Origin of the sequence: Rhodococcus sp. p52 (assembly GCF_000763325.2) — a bacterium.
Classification (GTDB): Bacteria; Actinomycetota; Actinomycetes; order Mycobacteriales; family Mycobacteriaceae; genus Rhodococcus; species Rhodococcus pyridinivorans.
Map to the genome: position 1 here is coordinate 1,180,115 of NZ_CP016819.1, position 18,450 is coordinate 1,198,564.

19 protein-coding genes and 3 pseudogenes are annotated in these 18,450 nt (G+C 66.0%); 16 read left to right on the top strand and 6 right to left on the bottom strand.

Going from position 1 to position 18,450, the window contains the following annotated elements:
- Positions 1-3: 3 nt before the first annotated feature.
- The 8 genes and pseudogenes from IM25_RS27435 (at position 4) to IM25_RS05345 (ending at position 6,398) form a co-directional block, all read left to right on the top strand.
- Positions 4-789, top strand: coding sequence for an AAA family ATPase (locus IM25_RS27435; RefSeq protein WP_335739991.1), 786 nt, complete (start codon positions 4-6; stop codon positions 787-789).
- A 32-nt stretch (positions 790-821) separates the two neighbouring features.
- A pseudogene (locus IM25_RS26370) lies at positions 822-2,017 on the top strand (IS3 family transposase); the annotation flags it as partial.
- Between the two features lie 6 nt (positions 2,018-2,023).
- Positions 2,024-2,941, top strand: coding sequence for an intradiol ring-cleavage dioxygenase (locus IM25_RS26375; RefSeq protein ID WP_198162566.1), 918 nt, complete (start codon positions 2,024-2,026; stop codon positions 2,939-2,941).
- Between the two features lie 33 nt (positions 2,942-2,974).
- Positions 2,975-3,220 (top strand): twin-arginine translocase TatA/TatE family subunit, encoded by a 246-nt coding sequence (locus IM25_RS05325; protein ID WP_033097509.1) that lies wholly within the window; start codon positions 2,975-2,977, stop codon positions 3,218-3,220.
- Complete coding sequence (tatC, locus tag IM25_RS05330) at positions 3,217-4,002, top strand: twin-arginine translocase subunit TatC (protein WP_052040073.1); 786 nt, start codon at positions 3,217-3,219, stop codon at positions 4,000-4,002. The genes IM25_RS05325 and tatC overlap by 4 nt, the downstream gene beginning before the upstream one ends.
- Before the next feature lie 16 nt (positions 4,003-4,018).
- The gene (locus tag IM25_RS05335) at positions 4,019-4,480 is read left to right on the top strand and encodes a Sec-independent protein translocase subunit TatA/TatB (protein ID WP_033097510.1); all 462 of its coding nucleotides are present in this window, start codon (positions 4,019-4,021) and stop codon (positions 4,478-4,480) included.
- A gap of 108 nt (positions 4,481-4,588) precedes the next feature.
- A pseudogene (locus tag IM25_RS05340) lies at positions 4,589-5,484 on the top strand (IS256 family transposase); the annotation flags it as partial.
- Positions 5,485-5,645: 161 nt separating this feature from the next.
- Positions 5,646-6,398, top strand: coding sequence for a nucleotidyltransferase domain-containing protein (locus IM25_RS05345; RefSeq protein ID WP_232333409.1), 753 nt, complete (start codon positions 5,646-5,648; stop codon positions 6,396-6,398).
- Between the two features lie 21 nt (positions 6,399-6,419).
- Here IM25_RS05345 and IM25_RS05350 read toward each other — a convergent pair whose 3' ends face one another.
- The 3 genes from IM25_RS05350 to IM25_RS26680 are packed head-to-tail and all read right to left on the bottom strand — an operon-like array spanning position 6,420 to position 8,486.
- Positions 6,420-6,677, bottom strand: coding sequence for an Atu4866 domain-containing protein (locus IM25_RS05350; RefSeq protein ID WP_006550703.1), 258 nt, complete (start codon positions 6,675-6,677; stop codon positions 6,420-6,422).
- A gap of 23 nt (positions 6,678-6,700) precedes the next feature.
- Positions 6,701-8,101, bottom strand: a complete 1,401-nt coding sequence (locus tag IM25_RS05355) for an amidohydrolase family protein (RefSeq protein ID WP_033097511.1) — start codon at positions 8,099-8,101, stop codon at positions 6,701-6,703.
- Positions 8,102-8,123: 22 nt separating this feature from the next.
- On the bottom strand, positions 8,124-8,486 hold the full coding sequence (locus tag IM25_RS26680) for an Atu4866 domain-containing protein (RefSeq protein WP_232333410.1): 363 nt from the start codon (positions 8,484-8,486) through the stop codon (positions 8,124-8,126).
- 44 nt (positions 8,487-8,530) lie between these two features.
- Here IM25_RS26680 and IM25_RS26685 point away from each other — a divergent pair, with 44 nt between their 5' ends.
- The 3 genes and pseudogenes from IM25_RS26685 to IM25_RS05370 form a co-directional block, all read left to right on the top strand.
- Positions 8,531-8,707 carry a hypothetical protein gene (locus tag IM25_RS26685; RefSeq protein WP_232333411.1) on the top strand — a complete coding sequence of 59 codons (177 nt, stop codon included), beginning with the start codon at positions 8,531-8,533 and terminating at the stop codon, positions 8,705-8,707.
- Positions 8,708-8,833: 126 nt separating this feature from the next.
- Positions 8,834-9,658: a helix-turn-helix transcriptional regulator gene (locus tag IM25_RS05365; RefSeq protein ID WP_033097512.1), complete on the top strand. Its 825-nt coding sequence runs from the start codon at positions 8,834-8,836 to the stop codon at positions 9,656-9,658.
- Between the two features lie 80 nt (positions 9,659-9,738).
- Positions 9,739-9,876, top strand: a pseudogene (locus tag IM25_RS05370) (nitroreductase/quinone reductase family protein); the annotation flags it as partial.
- Positions 9,877-10,031: 155 nt separating this feature from the next.
- Here the strand turns inward: IM25_RS05370 and IM25_RS05375 are convergent.
- The 3 genes from IM25_RS05375 to IM25_RS05385 form a co-directional block, all read right to left on the bottom strand.
- Complete coding sequence (locus IM25_RS05375) at positions 10,032-10,691, bottom strand: TerD family protein (protein WP_065995834.1); 660 nt, start codon at positions 10,689-10,691, stop codon at positions 10,032-10,034.
- 121 nt (positions 10,692-10,812) lie between these two features.
- Positions 10,813-11,919 (bottom strand): DUF475 domain-containing protein, encoded by a 1,107-nt coding sequence (locus tag IM25_RS05380; protein WP_033097514.1) that lies wholly within the window; start codon positions 11,917-11,919, stop codon positions 10,813-10,815.
- 104 nt (positions 11,920-12,023) lie between these two features.
- Positions 12,024-12,599 (bottom strand): TerD family protein, encoded by a 576-nt coding sequence (locus IM25_RS05385; RefSeq protein WP_006550710.1) that lies wholly within the window; start codon positions 12,597-12,599, stop codon positions 12,024-12,026.
- Between the two features lie 292 nt (positions 12,600-12,891).
- On the opposite strand from IM25_RS05385, the gene IM25_RS05390 reads away from it, so the two are divergent.
- The 5 genes from IM25_RS05390 to IM25_RS05410 all read left to right on the top strand — a co-directional run bounded on the left by IM25_RS05390 (position 12,892) and on the right by IM25_RS05410 (position 18,437).
- Entirely contained in the window at positions 12,892-14,013 is a 1,122-nt protein-coding gene (locus IM25_RS05390; protein ID WP_033097515.1) for a hypothetical protein, read from the top strand.
- 29 nt (positions 14,014-14,042) lie between these two features.
- The gene (locus IM25_RS05395) at positions 14,043-15,200 is read left to right on the top strand and encodes an HpcH/HpaI aldolase/citrate lyase family protein (RefSeq protein WP_006550712.1); all 1,158 of its coding nucleotides are present in this window, start codon (positions 14,043-14,045) and stop codon (positions 15,198-15,200) included.
- Positions 15,197-16,492: a phosphoribosyltransferase family protein gene (locus IM25_RS05400; RefSeq protein WP_065995835.1), complete on the top strand. Its 1,296-nt coding sequence runs from the start codon at positions 15,197-15,199 to the stop codon at positions 16,490-16,492. Before IM25_RS05395 ends, IM25_RS05400 begins: the two co-directional genes overlap by 4 nt.
- Complete coding sequence (locus IM25_RS05405; protein WP_065995836.1) at positions 16,489-17,595, top strand: cysteine protease StiP family protein; 1,107 nt, start codon at positions 16,489-16,491, stop codon at positions 17,593-17,595. Before IM25_RS05400 ends, IM25_RS05405 begins: the two co-directional genes overlap by 4 nt.
- 65 nt (positions 17,596-17,660) lie before the next feature.
- Positions 17,661-18,437 carry an HAD family hydrolase gene (locus IM25_RS05410; protein ID WP_052040079.1) on the top strand — a complete coding sequence of 259 codons (777 nt, stop codon included), beginning with the start codon at positions 17,661-17,663 and terminating at the stop codon, positions 18,435-18,437.
- Positions 18,438-18,450 lie beyond the last annotated feature (13 nt).

The window sequence follows — 18,450 nt, forward strand, 5'->3', positions numbered from 1 at the left end:
CTCATGCAGGGGGACTGGCCACTGGTTGGCCGGGTAGAGGAATTTCGATTCCTTGAAGCGGCATTGTTCGGACCCGATTCTCTCGGGGCCGTCATTGCTGGTCAGGCTGGAGTCGGAAAGAGTCGGCTGGCTCGCGAGCTACTCCGCAAGGCACACAATTGCGATTTTACCCGTCATTGGGCTGTCGGAACCGAATCTGCACGATCTGTTCCACTCGGTGCCATAGCGGGATGGTGCGCGAATGCTAGTAGCAACCCAAACACTTTTGCACAGCAGCTCGTCGAGAGGTTTGCGCACTCCGGGACCCCCGTGGTGATCGGTGTCGACGATGCACACCTTATCGACGATTTCTCTGCATTCGTCCTCCACCAGCTCGTCCTTCGCGGAGCCGCAAAAGCACTGATCACGATTCGCTCAGGTGAACCTACGCCCGACGCCGTCACTGCATTGTGGAAGGAAGCTCACCTACAACGACTGGACCTACAGGCCCTATCGAAGAATGAATCCGACGAGCTTTTGACGGCTGCTCTTCATGGTCCTGTCGATGACAACAGTGCATTGCGTATGTGGAGACTGACGCAGGGCAACGCCCTGTACACGTACCACCTCGTGACTCAAGAGCTCAGGGAAGGTAGGCTCCGAAGGCTCTCCGGTTGCTGGCACTGGTTCGACAATCCAGTAATCTCCGACAGTCTCGCCGACCTGATCGAACAGCAGATAGGGAGCTTGTCAGAGTCTGTTCGACTGGTAGTGGACACGGTAGCCGTTGCTGAACCGTCTCGGGTTTGATGCCGCCTCCTTTCTTGAGGAGGATGCACATCATGTCCACGCGTTACCCCGCCGAGCAGCGTGAACGAGCGGTGAAGATGGTCCTCGACCACCTCGACGAATATTCTTCGCCGTTCGCGGCGTGCAAAGCCATCGCCCCGAAGCTCGGCGTCGGTGTCGAGTCGCTGCGCACCTGGACCCACCAGGCTCTGATCGATGCCGACAAGACACCCGGCGTGACCACCGCTGAACAGCAACGAATCAAAGAGCTCGAACGCGAAGTCCGAGACCTCCGTGAGGCCAACGAAATCTTGAAATCGGCCTCGATTTTCTTCGCGGGGGAGCTCGACCCTCGCCGCCGCTGATCTGCCAGTTCATCGACCAGATGCGTGCACAAGGACACCGGGTCGAGTCGATCTGCGCCGTGCTCACCGAGCGTGGCGTCAAGGTCGCCCCACGCACGTATCGGAACTGGAAAACTGCTTCTCCATCCCGCCGGACCGTCGCCGATGCACATCTGACGAACGCTCTGCGTGAGACCGTCGGCACCGCCGAAGGTCTCTATGGTCGCCGGAAGATGACCGTGCACCTGCGTAGACACGGCCACGACGTCGCGGCATGCACCGTCGACCGGTTGATGCGTGATGAAGGGCTGTCCGGAGCGGTCCGGGGCCGTCGGCACCGCACCACCGTGCCCGGCGGCTCGGACAGTCGACGCGCCCCTGACCTGGTCGATCGTGATTTCACCGCCGAGGTTCCGAATCGGAAGTGGGTCACCGACTTCACCTATTGCCGCACCTGGGCGGGGTTCGTCTATGTCGCGTTCGTGATCGACTGCTTCTCGCGGGCGATCGTCGGCTGGCATGCCGCCACCGTCAAAGACACCGCGATGGTCACCACCGCCTTGAAGATGGCATTGTGGCGACGTGACCACACGGGCCATCCGGTCGGCTCGGGGTTGATCCACCATAGCGATGCCGGCAGTCAGTACACTTCCATTGCTTTCGCGGAAACCCTTGTGCTGGAGGGTATTGCCGCGTCGATCGGCAGCGTCGGAGACGCATACGACAACGCTCTGGCCGAGAGCACGATCGGGTTGTTCAAGACCGAAGTGATCGCCAAGGGAAACCCGTTCCATCCGGGTCCCTACAAGTCCGTCGAGGACGTCGAGTACGCCACGATGGAGTGGGTCGACTGGTTCAATCGCAGTCGCCTGCACAGCCGTCTCGGATACGTCCCGCCGGATGAATTCGACATCACGACCCTGGTCACCCGGCGTCGGGTGCTCGGCGTCGTCGGCGCCGGAGCCGGCGCCCTGGCCCTGGCTGCCTGCTCCACAGGCACCGCAAGCACAACCACCACGGCCTCAGCGACTGCGTCGGTGACCCCTGCAGGCGAGATACCCGAAGAAACCAACGGGCCCTCCCCCGCCGACGGCACGAATGGAATCAACGTGCTCGAGGAATCGGGAATCGTCCGCAGGGACATCACCTCGAGCCTCGACGGCGGGAGCACCGCCGACGGTGTCCCGCTCTCGCTGACCTTCACTGTCACCGACACGGCGAACGGTGGCGTCCCGTTCGACGGGGTGGCCGTGTACGCCTGGCAGTGCGACGCTCAGGGCCGGTACTCGATGTACTCCGAAGGCGTCGAGGACCAAACCTATCTCCGTGGAATCCAGATCACCGACGCCGACGGCACGGCAACATTCGAGACCATCGTTCCCGGCTGCTACACCGGCCGCTGGACCCACATCCATTTCGAGATCTATCCCGACGCCGACTCCGCAACCGATGCCGACAACGCCATCGCGACCTCGCAGGTCGCCTTCCCGCAGGACATGCTCGACGCGGTCTACCAACTCAGCACCTATCCCGAGTCTGCCCGCAACCTCGCCCAGGTGGGCAGCCTCGACAACGACAACGTCTTCGGCGACGGGTACGACCTGCAGATGGGCACGTTCACCGGTGACCCCGCCACCGGCTACGTCGGGACACTCGCCGTCGCCGTCGACACCACCACCGAACCCACCCTCAGCCACGGCGCAGGCGCACCCGGCGCTGGTCCGGGTGGACCCGGAGCAGGTCAACCCCCGGCCGGCGCCGGGACTCCCCCGGCCGGCGCACCGCCCAACGGCACAGCGCCAGGAACCACCCCGGCAACCACGAACTGACCACGATCGCTTCCCACCCTCGAGGAGAACCTCATGCTGCACAACCTCACCGGCTGGCACGCCCTGATCGTCCTGGCGATCCTGCTGCTCGTCTTCGGTGCCGCCAAACTCCCCGCCCTCGCCAAGGGCGTCGGACAATCCCTGCGCATCCTCAAAGACGAGGTACGTGAGCAACCCACCGTCACCACGGGCGACAACGCCCCTGTCACCGTCGACGAACGGAACACGGCCACCTCCACCGGCACCATGACGCCGGTGCCCCACCGACACGCCTCATGACCGCGGGCACCGCCGCGCGCGGCACGATGCCGCTCGCCGACCACCTGAACGAGGCACGACGGCGCGGACTTCGCGCGGCGGTGGCGCTGCTGGTCGGCGTGATCACCGGCTTCGTCTTCGCCGATCAGATCCTCGACGTCCTGCGCGCACCCATCGAGGAACTGGCCCGATCCCGCCAGGCAAGCCTGAACTACGACACCGTCACCGGAGCGTTCGACGTCGAACTGAAGATCGCGCTGTTCACCGGGATCATCGTCTCCAGTCCCGTCTGGCTGCGCGAACTGTTCGCCTACATCACCCCCGGACTGACCCGTCGCGAAAAGACGTACGCCATCGGATTCTCCGCGGCCGCCGCGCCACTGTTCGCTGCGGGATGCACCTTCGGTTTCCTGCTCTTCCCCCGCATGGTGAGCGTGCTCACCGGCTTCTCCTCCGACCAGGACAGCACCCTTCTCAACGCCTCGTACTACGTGGACTTCGTGATGAAGATCGTGCTGGCCACCGGGGTCGCATTCGTCCTGCCGGTCGTGCTGGTGATGCTCAACTGTCTCGGGATCGTCTCCGCACACGCCCTGCGCCGCAGCTGGCGCCTCATCGTCGTCGTCATCACCCTCTTCAGCGCCCTGGTGACACCGGCCGCCGACGTGTTGTCGATGTTCCTGGTCGCAGTACCGATGTCGGCGCTGTTCGGCGCCGCTCTCCTGATCACCCATCTACACGACCGCAGAGCAGCCCGGCGCACCCTCGACTCGGATCACCCCGAGCTGTCCTCGACCTCGTAACTGAGGAGTCCACACCATGTTCGGCCTGACCCTCGAAAAACTGTTCCTCATCGCTGTCCTCGCCGGGACCGTGATCGGCCCGCAACGCCTGACTGTCTACGCCCACCACCTCGCCGGGACCGTCCGATCGCTGCGCGACTTCATCGACAAGACTCGCAGCGACGCCGAACGCGACATAGGGATCTCATTGCACCCCCAGGAGTGGGAATCGCTGGATCTACGACGGTACGACCCGCGCCGTATCGTGAGCGACGCGCTGCACGAGGCCACTGCGGTCCCGCCCTCGCCGACGGCCACCATCGTCACCGACGAGATGATCGATCAGGCCCGGCACGTGCGTTTCGGCCAGAAGTATCTGGTCACCGGAACCGCCGCACACCCGCGGCGGATTCTCATCGAAGCACTCGCCCACGACGATCCCCGCCGAATCGCCGCCGAGACACGCGACAGCCCACCGACGGATAACACCGTGCAGTGAGGGTAAGACGAACAACACGACAGCCGCTTTACCGCCCGGATCGCTGCGGACACCCCAAGTTTCGTATGCCACTGGCCGACCTCGGTGTGGCGCCTCGACCTCCGACCCGGCGTCTCCACCCGCAGCGTGGACGACCTCGTCGCGGCTCTGGGAATCGAGTCGGGCATTTCCAAGTCCGAGGTGTCACGGATCTGCGCCGGCCTCGACGAGGTGGTCGGCGCGTTCCGCACCCGCCCGCTCGATCACATCGCGTTTCCGTACGTCTATCTCAATGCGACCTATCTGCACGTACGTAACTCGTCCTCACAGGTGACCTCGATGGCGGTCGTGGTCGCCACCGGGTCACCGCCGAGGGTGCCCGGGAAGTGCTGAGCCTCGATGTCGGGGACAGCGAGGACGAGGTGTTCTGGCGCGGTTTCCTCGCTTCGCTCAAACGACGCGGTCTGTCCGGTGTCCGGCTGGTCATCAGCGATCAACATGCCGGCCTGGTCGCCGCACTGCGCCGCTCGTTCCAGGGGGCCGGGCACCGGTGATGCCGGGTGCATTTCGCGCGAAACCTGCTGGCGCACGTGCCCACGTCGCACTCCGACATGGTCGCCGCGGCGTTTCGCACGATCTTCGCCCAGCCCGATCCCGCCACCGTCGCCTCGACGTGGGACGAGGTCCGCGACGAGCTGGCCGGCCGGTTCCCCAAGATCGGTCCGTTGATGGACCAGGCCAAGGCAGAGGTCCTGGCGTTCAGTGTCTTTCCGCGGGCGCATCGGTCGAAGATCTGGTCGACCAATCCGCTGGAGAGGGTGAACAAGGAGATCGAGCGCAGAGCCCGCGTCGTGGGCATATTCCCGAATGAAGCGGCCGTGATCCGGCTCGTCGGAGCGGTCCTGGCCGACATGCACGACGAGTGGCAGTCCGGCGAGCGCCGCTACCTCTCCGAAGGGTCGATGGCGTTGCTGGTCCCCAGCAGCGATACTGAAACCATCGCCGCGCTCAACCGCGGCGAGTAGGCACCGAGGATTCGACCTCAAAGCCCACCACCCCACGGGGCTCTATCGGCCCGCATCCTGCGCCTCACCACGGAGAGGCATGCATCGTGTGCACGGCACGGTGTGCCGCGCATGATGGGGTGGTGCCGAATATCGATGTAGAGCCATACCTCGAAGCCGTCGTGGACACTGCCCGGGAGGTGCTCGGTGCGGAGTTCGTCGGGGCGTACGCGGCCGGGTCGCTCGCCCTGAACGCCTTCCATCCCGGCCGCAGCGACATCGACATCGCCCTGCTCTGCCGCGACCCCCTGAGCGAAACGGTGAAGCGGGAGTTGATCGCTCGGCTGCGGCACAGCGCCCTGCCATGTCCGGCCCGAGGTCTGGAACTGGTGGTCTACACCATAGCTACGGCGCAGTCGGGCACCGGAGAACCGGGCTTCGAGCTCGAGTTGAACGACGGGCCGGACATGACCTTCCGGCAGACACTTCAGCCCACAGACCGCCCGGCAGCCGACGGGACGTTCTGGTACGGACTGGACCGCAGCATCCTGCACCAGAGCGGCCGGGTGTTGGCGGGACCGCCGGCCCCGGAGACATTCGCCGAGCTGGCACCGGAGGAACTACAGAGCCTATTGGTCGACTCGCTGCGCTGGTGGATGGCGCTGCCCGGCCCAGCCGATGACCGGCCCGCACCCGGAGCCGACGACGCGGTCCTCGGAGCCTGTCGCGCGCTGGTTCGACATCGCTACGGGAAGTGGCTGTCCAAAATCGACGCCGGCCGACGGTTACTCGGAACCGGCTACCAGCCGGTCGAGGCGATCGAACAGTCCATCGCAGCACGCTCCGGTGAGCTTCCGCCTTCAGGTCGGCAAGCACGGACTTTCCAGGAAGGCGTGCTGCACGAGCTCCTGGCTGCGACCGAACGGCCCGCATGACCATCGTCCGGATCGGCACTCCTACTGCCGCGCTCTCAGGTGCCGATACATGACCATTCCCGCGTGGTACAGCACGTCGTCGCGGAACTCACCGTCGGCGGAAAAGCCGGTGTCGTCACGGTAGTAGATCATCGTTCCTTCGATCCGGTAGTCACCGGTGTATGCAGCTTCCCGGCTGCCGCGGGCCTCGACGTATCGCCCCTCCGGCAGCAGACGCTGGCGGATGTTACCGTCGGCGGTCACCCACAGTCCGACGAACGGGTGCCCGGCTTGTTTCATGTCCTTCACTTCCCTGGAGGTCGTCACAGTGTCGCCGCCACCCGCCCGATGATGGCGTTGCGGGAACGGATCACGGCCTCGCGCAGGGCGTCGATGTCCTCGCCGACCAGCGAACCCGCCCACTTGCGCGGGTTGCCGGCGACGAGGACGGTGTCGATGTTGCGTGCGTCGGAGCCGAGCACGAGGGTGCCGACGGCGTCGTTGAGCGGCATGTTGTTGATGTCGTCGGCGCGGACGATGAGCAGGTCGGCCTCCTTGCCCGGTGTCAGCGAACCGGTGACGTGCCCGAGCGCGTTGGCATGCGCGCCTTGCAGGGTGGCGAAGTCGAGGACGTCGCGGGTGGTGATCCGGTTGCGGGTCTCCTCCGTTCCGTATGCAGCATTGGTGGCGCGCATGCGTTGGATGGCATGCAGGGTCCGCATCTGGGTGAACATGTCGCTCGCGAGCGCGACCTCCACGTCGATGCTCAGACCCGGCCGGATCCCGACGGCGAGAGCCTCGTCCACAGCGGGCGCCGCCGATTCGAGGCCGATCTGGGCGTCGGAGGTCGGGGCGAGGGAAACCGTGACACCGGCATCCCCCATCGCCGTCCACGCCTCGGGGGTCAGGCCGGTCGCATGGATCAAGGTGAGGGTCGGATCGAGGATCCCCATCCGTGCCCAGCGCAGGATCGCCTCCGACGACGGTATCCCGAAAACCGCGTCGATGCTCGTCCACACACCGAGATCACGTGCGAAAGCAGCGAGTTCGGGCCCGTAGGCGATCGCAGGTCCGGCGATCTCGTCGGTCGCCAGGGCGGCCAGCCGCACCGTGACGAGACCGTCTGCGGCGCCGTGGAAGTCGCTCACCAACCGGTTCATATCCTTGGGCCATTGACGATCCCACTCACCGAAGTGAGGACCCATCGAGGCATGCACGCCCCGAATTCCGGTGTCGATGAGCGCATTCAGTGCAGCATCGGAGTGCGCGGAAGTGCGGGAGTTGTGCGAGAAGTCGAGCATGGTGGTGATGCCCGAGTCGAGCGCGGTCAGCGCGGCGAGACGGGTACCGATGTACATGTCCTCCGGTGCGTAGTTCGGGGCGACGCCGGCCAGGGTCGACATGACATATTCGCCGAGGTCGGAAACGTCGGGAATGCTCCGGCGCAGTTGCGCTTCCCAGGCGTGACGGTGGGTGTCGACGAAACCGGGGCCGACGATCGCACCGCGGGTGTCGACCACGAGTGCCGAGGCTGCTGCGGCACCGTGCCCGGGATCGGAGCGTAGGTCGGCGCCGATCGCGATGATCTGCGGGCCGACGAGCAGGACGTCGCCGGCGTCGAGGTCCGGGATCGAGGGGTCCATGGTGACGACGGCGCCACCGGTCAGCAGGATCGGACGGTCGCTGTCGTGGGCCGCGGTGAAATCGGCGAGAGTTGTCTTCATTGTGGTGGCTTTCCGATGAGTGTCAGGCGCGGCGGAAGGTGTAACCGGCGTGCTGCAGGGTGCCGTCGACGAATTCGCCGAAGGCCCAGAATCCGAGGTCGTCGCGGTAGTCGATGCGGTCGCCGGTGATCCGATAGGAGCCCTGATATGCATGCGGGCGTCCACCGCGGGTCTCGTCGTAGCGACCGTCCGCGGTCAGGTGCTGGTGCACGAAATCCGTTTCGTCGATCCAAGTTCCGAGATGACGGTCCGATGCCACGTCCGTGGCGGTCGGGGTCTCCGTCGGGTCGTCGGCGTGGACCGATCGACCGCCCCAGAGGGTTATCTCACCGTCGACGACGACCGTGTGCGCGGCGTCGGCATCATCGATGAATCGTTGCAGCACATTTGTTTCCGAGTCGTCGCGAGAAACGGGCAGGATTGCGAAGGTTGCCGGACACGAGAGCCACCGAGCAGAACGTCGCCGCGGTCGAAATCGCCGATCAGGGAGTCGCCGGTGATGATCCGGGCATTGCCGAACAGGAGCGGACGATGCCCTCCGGCGTTCTCGCGGATGAGTTCGAACAATTCGGGAGTGAAGGGGATGGTCATGTGTACTCCAGATGAGGATCGGGGTGCCGGGAGATCCGGCGAGTTCCACTGTCGGGGCGGATGGGCGGCCGGAACAGGCCGGTGTGTGCCTGGGTGCACCAGGGCCTGTCTGTACCGCATCCGGGGAGCTAGCGTCGTCTCATGGCCTCCACCGAACTCGGAACCTTCCTCAAGGCGCGACGCGGGCACGTGCAGCCGTCGGATGTCGGCATCACGGCGCAGTCGGGGCGGCGGGTCTCCGGTCTGCGTCGCGAGGAAGTTGCCATGCTCGCCGGTGTCAGCGTCGACTACTACACGCGACTCGAACAGGGTCGCGAACGGAACCCGTCTCCGGCGGTTCTCAACGCCCTCGCCGGCGCACTGGCTCTCGACACCGACCTGCGCGAGCACCTGTTCCGTCTCGCCGGACTGGCTCCGACACCGCCCACTGCGGTGCGGAAGACCGTGGACGATTCACTGCGGGAGCTTCTCTCATCCTGGTCGCACACACCCGCGTTCATCATCGACCGCCGGTTGGATGTTCTCGCGTACAACGAGCTCGCCGGTGCGCTCTACAGCGGCTTCGAGCGCATCGACAATCTCGTGCGCATGACCTTCCTCGATCCCTTCGGGCGCCGCTTCTTCACCGATTGGGAGCGCGCCACGACGTCGTGCGTCGCGAATCTCCGGCTCGCTCTGGGCCACACCGGCTCGGTCGACGACGTTCGTGCCCTCGTTCTCGAGGTGCACGATGCGAGCGCGGAGTTCCGCGAACTGTGGAATCGGCACGATGTGCGGGGCAAAACACACGAGGCCAAGGAGTTCCGGCATCCTGCCGTCGGCGATCTCGTCCTCGAATACAACGCATTCGACGTTCGCAGCGCACCTGGACATCAGTTGATCGTGTACCGGGCCTCTGCCGGCTCGCCCAGTGACGACAAACTTCGGCTATTGGGATCCTTGGCGGCGACCACCGACCGCTCGTGATTCCTCGTTCCGGACCCCGTGGTCCTCTACATGATTACGGTGGTTCGTAGCCGACTGCAGTAGCCAGGAGGATTTCTCCCATGAGTTCGTCCGACGACTGGAATGCGCAGGTGATCGCCGAGTTCCGGGCCAACGGAGGCCGGGTCGGCGGCAACTTCGAGGGTGCGCCCATGGCGCTCGTGCATCATCGTGGCCGCAAGACCGGTCGAGCAGAGGTCGAGGAGAAGACGCGCGGGAAACGCACCATTCCGGTCCTCGCTCTCCGACGACGCTGACCTGCTTGCACCCCTGGAACCACCGAGATCCCGCCGACATGCGCCGGCGGGATCTCCCGTGACCGGCCACCAGGCCGGAAAGAATTTCGCACTAGGGGCTACTTACGCCCCGCCTGCCACTGCATGCCCCACCCGAACGCGCGGTCGAGGTCGGACTGGCTGCCGTCGATGTACTGCACGAGACGCTCGACGGTGATGCCCTGCCCGGTGTTCTGCAGCATCGCGATCGCGCAGATGCGCGCGCCGTTGTTCGGCGAGTCCAGGCGCACCTCGATCTGCGGACCCGACGGCGGGGTCAGCGTCACGACGCCGTCCACGGCAGCCCAGTTCGGCGCTCCTTCGTAGATCATCGCGAAGATCAGCACACGCTTGAACAGTTCGGGGCGCTCGAGGTTGACGTGCATGTTCTCGCCACCGGTGTTCGAGCCGGTGCGGTCGTCGCCGTCGAGGTGGATGTACGGCGGGGGGTTCAGCGCGCCGAAGCTGTTCCCGAGCGCCTGGATGACTCCCTTGGAACCATCGGCGAGTTCGAACAGGCAGCCGAGGTCGAGGTCCACGCCGCCGCTCGCGCCCGTGAGCTTCGCGAGGAAGCCCTTCTTCTGCTCATCGCGCGACCAGTTGAGGTTCACCCGCGTGACGCCCTGCCCGGACCCGGCCTTCGACAGGCTCACGGTCGGGGATTCCTTGGTGAGGTTGATCTTGCTCAGGTTGACGCCGCCTGCGTTCTGTTCGGGCTTCTTGTTGTAGTCGATGGCCATGTCGAGCCTTTCGTCGGAGTGCTGCGCGGATGCGCACGGGGTACGGAAAAGCGATGGGAGCCCCCGATCCGAGATGTCGGATCGAGGGCTCCCATCGGCATGTGGTTCGAATTGTCGAGGATCAGGGGATGCTGGTCTTCACAGCATCTTCGCCTTCTCTCGCCGCGATCTTGCGGTTGCGGTAGATGCTCGAGGCGAATGCCGCACCGATCAGGGCGACACCGACGAGGCCGGTGATGACCTCCGGCACGTGGGTGCCGATCGAGTACAGCAGGATCAGTGCCAGCGCACCGATGGCCCAGTGAGCACCGTGCTCGAGGTACACGTAGTCGGACAGCGTGCCCTTGCGCACCAGGAAGATGGTGATCGAGCGGACGAACATCGCGCCGATGAAGCCGAGGCCCAGGGCGATGATGATCGGGTCGGACGTGATGGCGAAGGCTCCGATGACACCGTCGAACGAGAACGACGCGTCGAGCACCTCGAGGTAGAGGAACAGGAAGAAGCCGGCCTTACCGGTGGCCTTCGCGAGGCCGCTCGGTCCGCCGCTGGGCTCTTCGCCTTCCTCGGGGATGTGGAACATCTCGCCGAGTCCGTTGACCGCGATGTAGGTGATCATGCCGAGCGCGCCGGCGATCATGACGGTCGAGACCTTGTCCTCGGGTGCGATCACGGTGGCCGTGATGAGCAGCAGCGCGGTGGCGACGACGACCTCGAGCTGCTCGAGCTTGCCGGCCTTCGCGAGGGGACGCTCGAGCCATTCGAGCCACTTGATCTCGCGATCTTCGAGGATGAAGTGCAGGAAGAGCATCAGCAGGAACATGCCGCCGAACGCCGCGATCTGCGGATGCGCATCGGTGATCAGGGTCTCGTAGCTGGGGCTGCCGTCCGGGAAGTAGGCGGCTCCGTCCGGCGGCGGATTCAACGCGAGGTCGAGTGCCGCGATGGGGCCGAGTCCGGACGCCACCCACACGATCGCGAGGGGGAACACCAGACGCATACCGAAGACGGCGATGAGGATGCCGACGGTGAGGAAGATCTTCTGCCAGAACTCGCTCATCCGCCGCAGCACGGTCGCGTTGATGACCGCGTTGTCGAACGACAGCGAGACCTCGAGGATGCCGAGGATCACGCAGAGGAACAGAGCCTGCGGGCCGCCGTAGAGGAAGGCGACCACGAGGGAGACGACGGTGACCGCGAAGGATGCACCGAATATTCGCAGAACCACGAAGCGTGGCCTTTCTAATCGGAATCAGGGCGTTGCAGGGTGGTTACTGCACGTCGGCTCCGGCTTCGGTACTGCGACCGAAGCCGGAACCCGGAAGAAACGAACTAGACGTTGACGCCGTAGTCGCGGGCGATACCCGCGAGACCGGACGCGTAGCCCTGGCCGATGGCGCGGAACTTCCACTCCGCACCGTTGCGGTACAGCTCGCCGAAGACCATGGCGGTCTCGGTCGAGGCGTCCTCGGACAGGTCGTAACGAGCGAGTTCGTTGCCGTTCGCGCGGTCGACGACGCGGATGTAAGCGTTGCGGACCTGGCCGAACGACTGGCTGCGGGAATCGGCATCGTAGATCGAGACCGGGAAGAAGATGCTCTCGATGTTCGCCGGGGTGGCGGCGAGGTCGACGTTGATGACCTCGTCGTCGCCTTCGCCCTCACCCGTGCGGTTGTCACCGGCGTGCTCGATGGCACCGTCGGGCGACTTGAGGTTGTTGAAGAAGACGAAGTGCTGGTCGGAGACGACCTTCTTGTCGGCCCCGGTAGCGATGGCACTGGCATCGAGGTCGAAGTCGGTGCCGGTGGTGGTGCGAACGTCCCAGCCCAGGCCGACGGCCACTGCCGTCAGGTTCGGAGCTTCCTTGGTGAGGGAGACGTTTCCGCCCTTGGTCAAGCTGACGCCCATGCGGGGTCCTTTCGATCGTTCCAACGGTCGACGTACCGGTATAGGGCACGCCCGGTGTGCGTTTCTCCCCACACTAGTTGTTGCCGTGGGGTACGCCCATATCCACTATGCCCGGTCCCGCGCCTCACTTCGTGACCCGCACGAACCACAGTTCCGACCGGCGGAAAGGTGACGGATCGGCCCGGTGGACGTGCGCCCAGTACCATTCGGTTCTGTGGCGAGCCGATGGACGCGCCGCCTGTTCGGCGGGGGAAACACGGAAGATCCCGCGGCTCGTCGTGCACACGATGCGATGGTCGCGGCGTTCCTCGACATGGACAAGCGCCAGTCCGTCATCGAGGCCGGTGTGGCCGCGTCCTACGAGCTCGAACCCGAACGGCACCTGCTCCGTCAGTGGGATCCCATCCGTCAGGCGTGTTATCGCGCCGGTGAGACGTATCTTCAACTGGCAGTGACGGATCCGGAACAACCGCTCGCACCTGCTCCGGCCTACGAGCAGGCACTGCGGCAGATAACCGAAGCAACACGAACACTTGATGAATTCTTCGGAAACAACCGGGGACACCTCGAGCACATGACGACCGTGGCGAACACGGTGCCCGAGCTGGCACACCGGATGCGTACCGAAGCGCGCAACACCCTCGCCGCGACGCGGACCCCGGATTTTGTTTCCTTTGCGAACTATCCGTCGGTCCGATCCGCCACCGAAACGCTCGAGAAGGCTCTGAACAGCCTCGATGCAGCGCACAGCGTGGGCGCGACCCGCACAGCGGCCCTCCGAGTCGAAGAGGCGACCACTGCTCTGCTCGACGCCCTCGCCGCAGCACCGGGGCGCCGCGACGAAGCCGTTCGCACCCTCGCCTCGGTCACCACCAGGATCGGAGCGGTCCGGACCCGTGCGGAAGGTCTCGCCCCGGCCTTCTCCGCGCTGTTGCGCGAGTTCAATGCGGCCAGCTCCGCCGACCTGTCCGGGAACGAGAAACAGGCCGCAGAACTGCTCGCTCGCGCCGAGGACCAGCTCGGACGCGCACGGGCGGCGGCGAAGGACGGCCGCCCCGAGGAAGCGCTCGAGCTGGTCGCGGCGATCCGCGCCGAGCTGTCACGCGCCGAGGAACTCGTCGACGCCGTGACCGCACGACTCGCCACGCTGCGCTCCGTCCGGCAGAATCCGGGGGCCAAGGTCGACGAGGTACGGTTCCACCTCCGTGACGCACAACACCTGGCCGTGCAACGCGGTCTCACCGCAGAATGGGGTTCCGTTCTCGACTCGCAGTTGAGCCGGATCGACAGGGCCGTCGACGCACTCACCGGTGTGCACCCCGACTACTGGGCCTACGTCAGAAATTTGGATGCGGTGTCTACCTTCATCGCAGGAGTGGTCGATCGGATGAGAGGACGGACCGAGAACGCATGAGGGGGGCCACGCTTACCGAAGTGCGCGCCATGCAGCACTTTCGGCATCTCGACGGCGCGACGATGGAGGAGTTGTTCCTGCACCGTCCCGAGCCGTTCGGGCACAGCGACGATCGCGACCGCCTGGCGACCGCTCTCGGCGCCACGCTCTACGTACCCGCGACGCGCGGAGATCTCGTCACGACCATCTCGAAACGTGCGGCCGAGGGTGTGACGTCGATGGTGCTCGACCTCGAGGACGCCGTCGCCGACGACGAGGTCGAGCAGGGCCTGCAGAACGCCGTCGCGACACTCGATGCGCTCGCCGAACGCGGACCGACGCCGATGATGTTGTTCGTCCGTGTCCGCACCGCCGACGGTGTCGGGCGGATCGCGTCTATGCTCGGCGCCGGCAAGGCCGTGCTGACCGGATTCGTGGTGCCCAAGTTCACCGCACACACCGGCCCCGTCTTCCTCGAGGCGGTGGCCGCGGCGTCGGACCTCCTCGGCCGTCACCTCTACGCGATGCCCGTCATCGAGTCGGCCGAGGTCGTCCACCGCGAGACCCGCGACGGCGAATTGCGTGCGATCTCGAGCATCCTCGCCGAACATCGCCACCGCATCCTCGCCGTCCGGATCGGCGCGACCGACATGTGCGCGACCTTCGGTATCCGGCGCGACCGCGACCTGACGATCTACGACGTCCGGGTCGTCGTCGACGTGATCGCCGACATCGTCAACCACCTCGGGCGAACCGACGGAACGGGTTTCGTCATCACCGGGCCCGTCTGGGAGTACTTTGCCGACCACGAACGCATGTTCCGACCGATGCTGCGCTCGACACCCTTCGAGGAACAGGATGCCGTGCTGTTCCGTCAGCAGCTCGTCAGCCGCGACCTCGACGGTCTGCTGCGCGAGATCGCCCTCGACCGCGCCAACGGCATCCAGGGCAAGACCGTCATCCATCCGTCGCATGTCGCTGCGGTGCATGCCCTGTCGGCCGTGACCCACGAGGAGTTCCACGATGCGACCGACATCCTCGATCGCGACACCGGTGGTGTGCAGGCCTCGGGATACGGGAACAAGATGAACGAACGACGACCCCACCGTACGTGGGCCGAGCAGACCCTGTTGCGCGCGTCGGTGTTCGGTGTCACCCGCAAGGGGATCACCTTCGTCGACCTGCTGACGGCGTTGGTGGACCGATGACCGATATTCTCGACATCCCCTGGGCCACCGCAGAGCTCGGTTTCGCTCTCGAACATGCGGAGTCGTCATGTGGCTTCACGGTTCCCGAGCTCGTCAGGCCCGGGCTGCGACGCAATCCACGGCGTGCGCACCTGCTCGTCTCCACGGTTCTCGGCAAGCACATCCCCACCGAACCGGCCGCGGTGCGCGGCGCCGGTCACCGGCTCGGCCGGCTCGTCACCGACCTCCTCGGCGATGCGGCATCCGACGCCGTCGTCATGGGATTCGCCGAGACCGCAACGGGTCTCGGTCACTGCGTGGCCGACGCCCTCGACGCCGCATGCTGTCTGCATTCGACGCGACGCCAGGTTCCCGGAGCGGAGGTGCTCACCGGATTCGAGGAGGGGCACTCGCACGCGACCTTCCACCTGCTGCAGCCGACCTCCGGCGCACTGTTCGCCAACGCCGCGCCGCTCGTGCTCGTCGACGACGAGATCTCCACGGGAGCAACGGCCCTCGACGCCATCCGCGCGCTGCACCGCGATCATCCGCGTAATCGTTACGTCCTCGCCTCCCTCGTCGACATGCGGTCGGAACAGGATCGCCGCCGGACGGCAGAGGGCGCCGCGGAACTCGGCACGAGCATCGAGCACGTGAGCCTGGCCGCCGGACGATCCGTCGTCCCCGACGATCTCGTCGCGCGGGTCGCGGCGTTACCCGACCCTCTCCTCAATCCGGTGGGGGAGCAACGCGGCGACGTCCGGTTCCTCCACGCGGCGTGGCCGTCCCATGTGCCCGACGGCGGGCGGCACGGGATGTTGCGCACCGACACGGCGGCCTTCGACGCGGCTCTGTCGACGCTCGCCGACACGATCGCGGACGTACGCGACGCCCGGCGCCCCGCCGTCGTCGTCGGACACGAGGAATTGATGTATCTGCCGCTGCGACTCGCCGAGGCACTCGTCGACCGCGGCACTCCCGCCCTGTTCCAGACCACGACCCGCTCCCCCGTCCACGTGATGGACGTCGACGGATATCCGCTGCGCCGCGGATTCCGTTTCACCGCGCCCGAACACATCGACAGCGAGTTCGAGAACGAGGTGCCGCGCTTCCTCTACAACGCGCAGTGGCCTACGTCCACCGAGGTCCGCGCCGAGCTGATCCTCGTCATCGATCCGCCCGCCGACACCGACCGCCTGCGCGCACCGGGAGGTGTTCTCGACGTGCTCACTGCTGCCGGTGAGGACGTCCTCGTCGTGATCGTGCCCGCCACCGATCCGACGGTGCTGCGCACCCACAGGGAGACCGTATGACCGTGCCACTGACCGGACCCGAGTTCGGCTCCTACGCGCCCGACGAGGTGACGTGGCTGCTCAAGGATCTCTCCCACGCCGACCTCGAGGGCGACATCGCCGAACGGGAGGCGCGGATCCAGGCGGGTCTCGCGCACTACGCGGAGTCCCTGCCGATCGAGTACCAACCCGACGCCGCCTACCGCGAACTGTTCGACAAGGCACTGGCCGGCACTGCGGGCCGGTTGGCGCACGCGGTGGGCACGGTCACCGAACTGCTTCTCTCCGAACGCGGAACCGACCTGACCCTCGTGTCGCTCGCGCGGGCGGGCACCCCGATCGGCATCCTGATCCGTCGATGGGCGCTGCACCACCACGGTCTGACGCTGCCGCACTACGCCGTGTCGATCGTCCGGGGTCGCGGCATCGACTCCGCCGCTCTCGACCACATCACCGCGCGGCACGCTCCCGCGTCGGTCGTCTTCGTCGACGGCTGGACGGGCAAAGGCGCGATCGCGCGTGAACTGTCCGCTGCGCTCGCCGAATACACCGCGCGAGGCGGTCCCGTCCTGTCCGACGATCTCGCGGTACTCGCCGACCCCGGCCACTGCGTCCGCACCTACGGCACGCGCGACGACTTTCTCATCGCCTCCGCCTGCCTGAACTCCACCGTCTCCGGACTGGTCTCACGAACGGTCCTCAACGACAGCCTGATCGGCCCCGGGGAGTTCCACGGCGCCAAGTTCTACGCCGAGTTGGCCGCGGACGACGTGTCGAATCATCTGCTGGACGCCGTCGCCGCGGAGTTCGACACGTGCGGCGACGTCGCATCGGCCGCGCAGGCAGTGCTCGAATCCGACCGCACCCCCACCTGGGCCGGCTGGGAGTCCGTCGAGCGGGTGCGGGCGCAGTACGGCATCTCGAGCGTCAACTTCGTCAAACCCGGTGTCGGAGAGACCACCCGCGTGCTGTTGCGCCGCGTTCCCTGGAAGGTTCTGGTGCGCGACATCACCGCCGACGAGCACGCCCATATCCGGATGCTCGCGGCCGCTCGCGACGTTCCCGTCGAGGAGGTTCCCGACCTGGCCTACTCCTGCATGGGACTGATCAAGGCCCTGCCGTGACCAGCACTGCAACCGCACTGGTCGCCACCGATCTCGACCGCACCCTCATCTATTCGCGCGCCGCGATGACCGGCGACCAGTTCGACACGCAGGATCTACTCTGTGTCGAGTACTACGAGAGCGCACCGCTGTCGTACGTCACCGACATTGCTGCGCAACAGCTTCGGACGCTCGCCGGCGAGGTCGCGATGGTGCCGACGACCACGCGCACACCCGAACAGTTCCGCCGCATCGACCTCCCCGGCGGTCCGTGGCGTTATGCAATCGCGAGCAACGGTGGGTCGATCCTCGAGGACGGGCATCTCGACCCGCACTGGCGCAGGACCGTGGAAGCAGCGGTACGCGCGGGGGGTGCGAGCCTCGACGAGATGACGACCGAACTGCGCCGCCGAATCTCCGAGGACTGGGTGTCGAAGTTCCGCATCGCCGACGAGTTGTTCTGCTACCTCGTCGTCGACGTCGCAGGGCAACCGGCGGGATTTCTCGACGACTGGCACGAGTGGTGTTCGACGCGCGGCTGGAACGCGTCGCAGCAGGGCCGGAAGATCTACACGATGCCGAACAGCGTGTGCAAGAGCCGCGCGGTGGCAGAGGTGCACCGCCGGCTCCGAGACCGCGGGGTGCTTACCGACGACGCCCCGGTCTTCGCCGCGGGTGACGGTGCGCTCGATGCGGAGATGCTGAAGGCCGCCGACGCCGCGATCCGGCCTCGCCACGGCGAACTCGAACTGATGGACTGGCGCCACCCGACCGTCTCGGTGACCGACGCCGCGGGCGTCACCGCCGGGGAGGAGATCCTCGCCTGGTTCGCCCGATCCGCTCGTCTTCCGGTCGCTTCGTAGAGTAGAAGGTGCC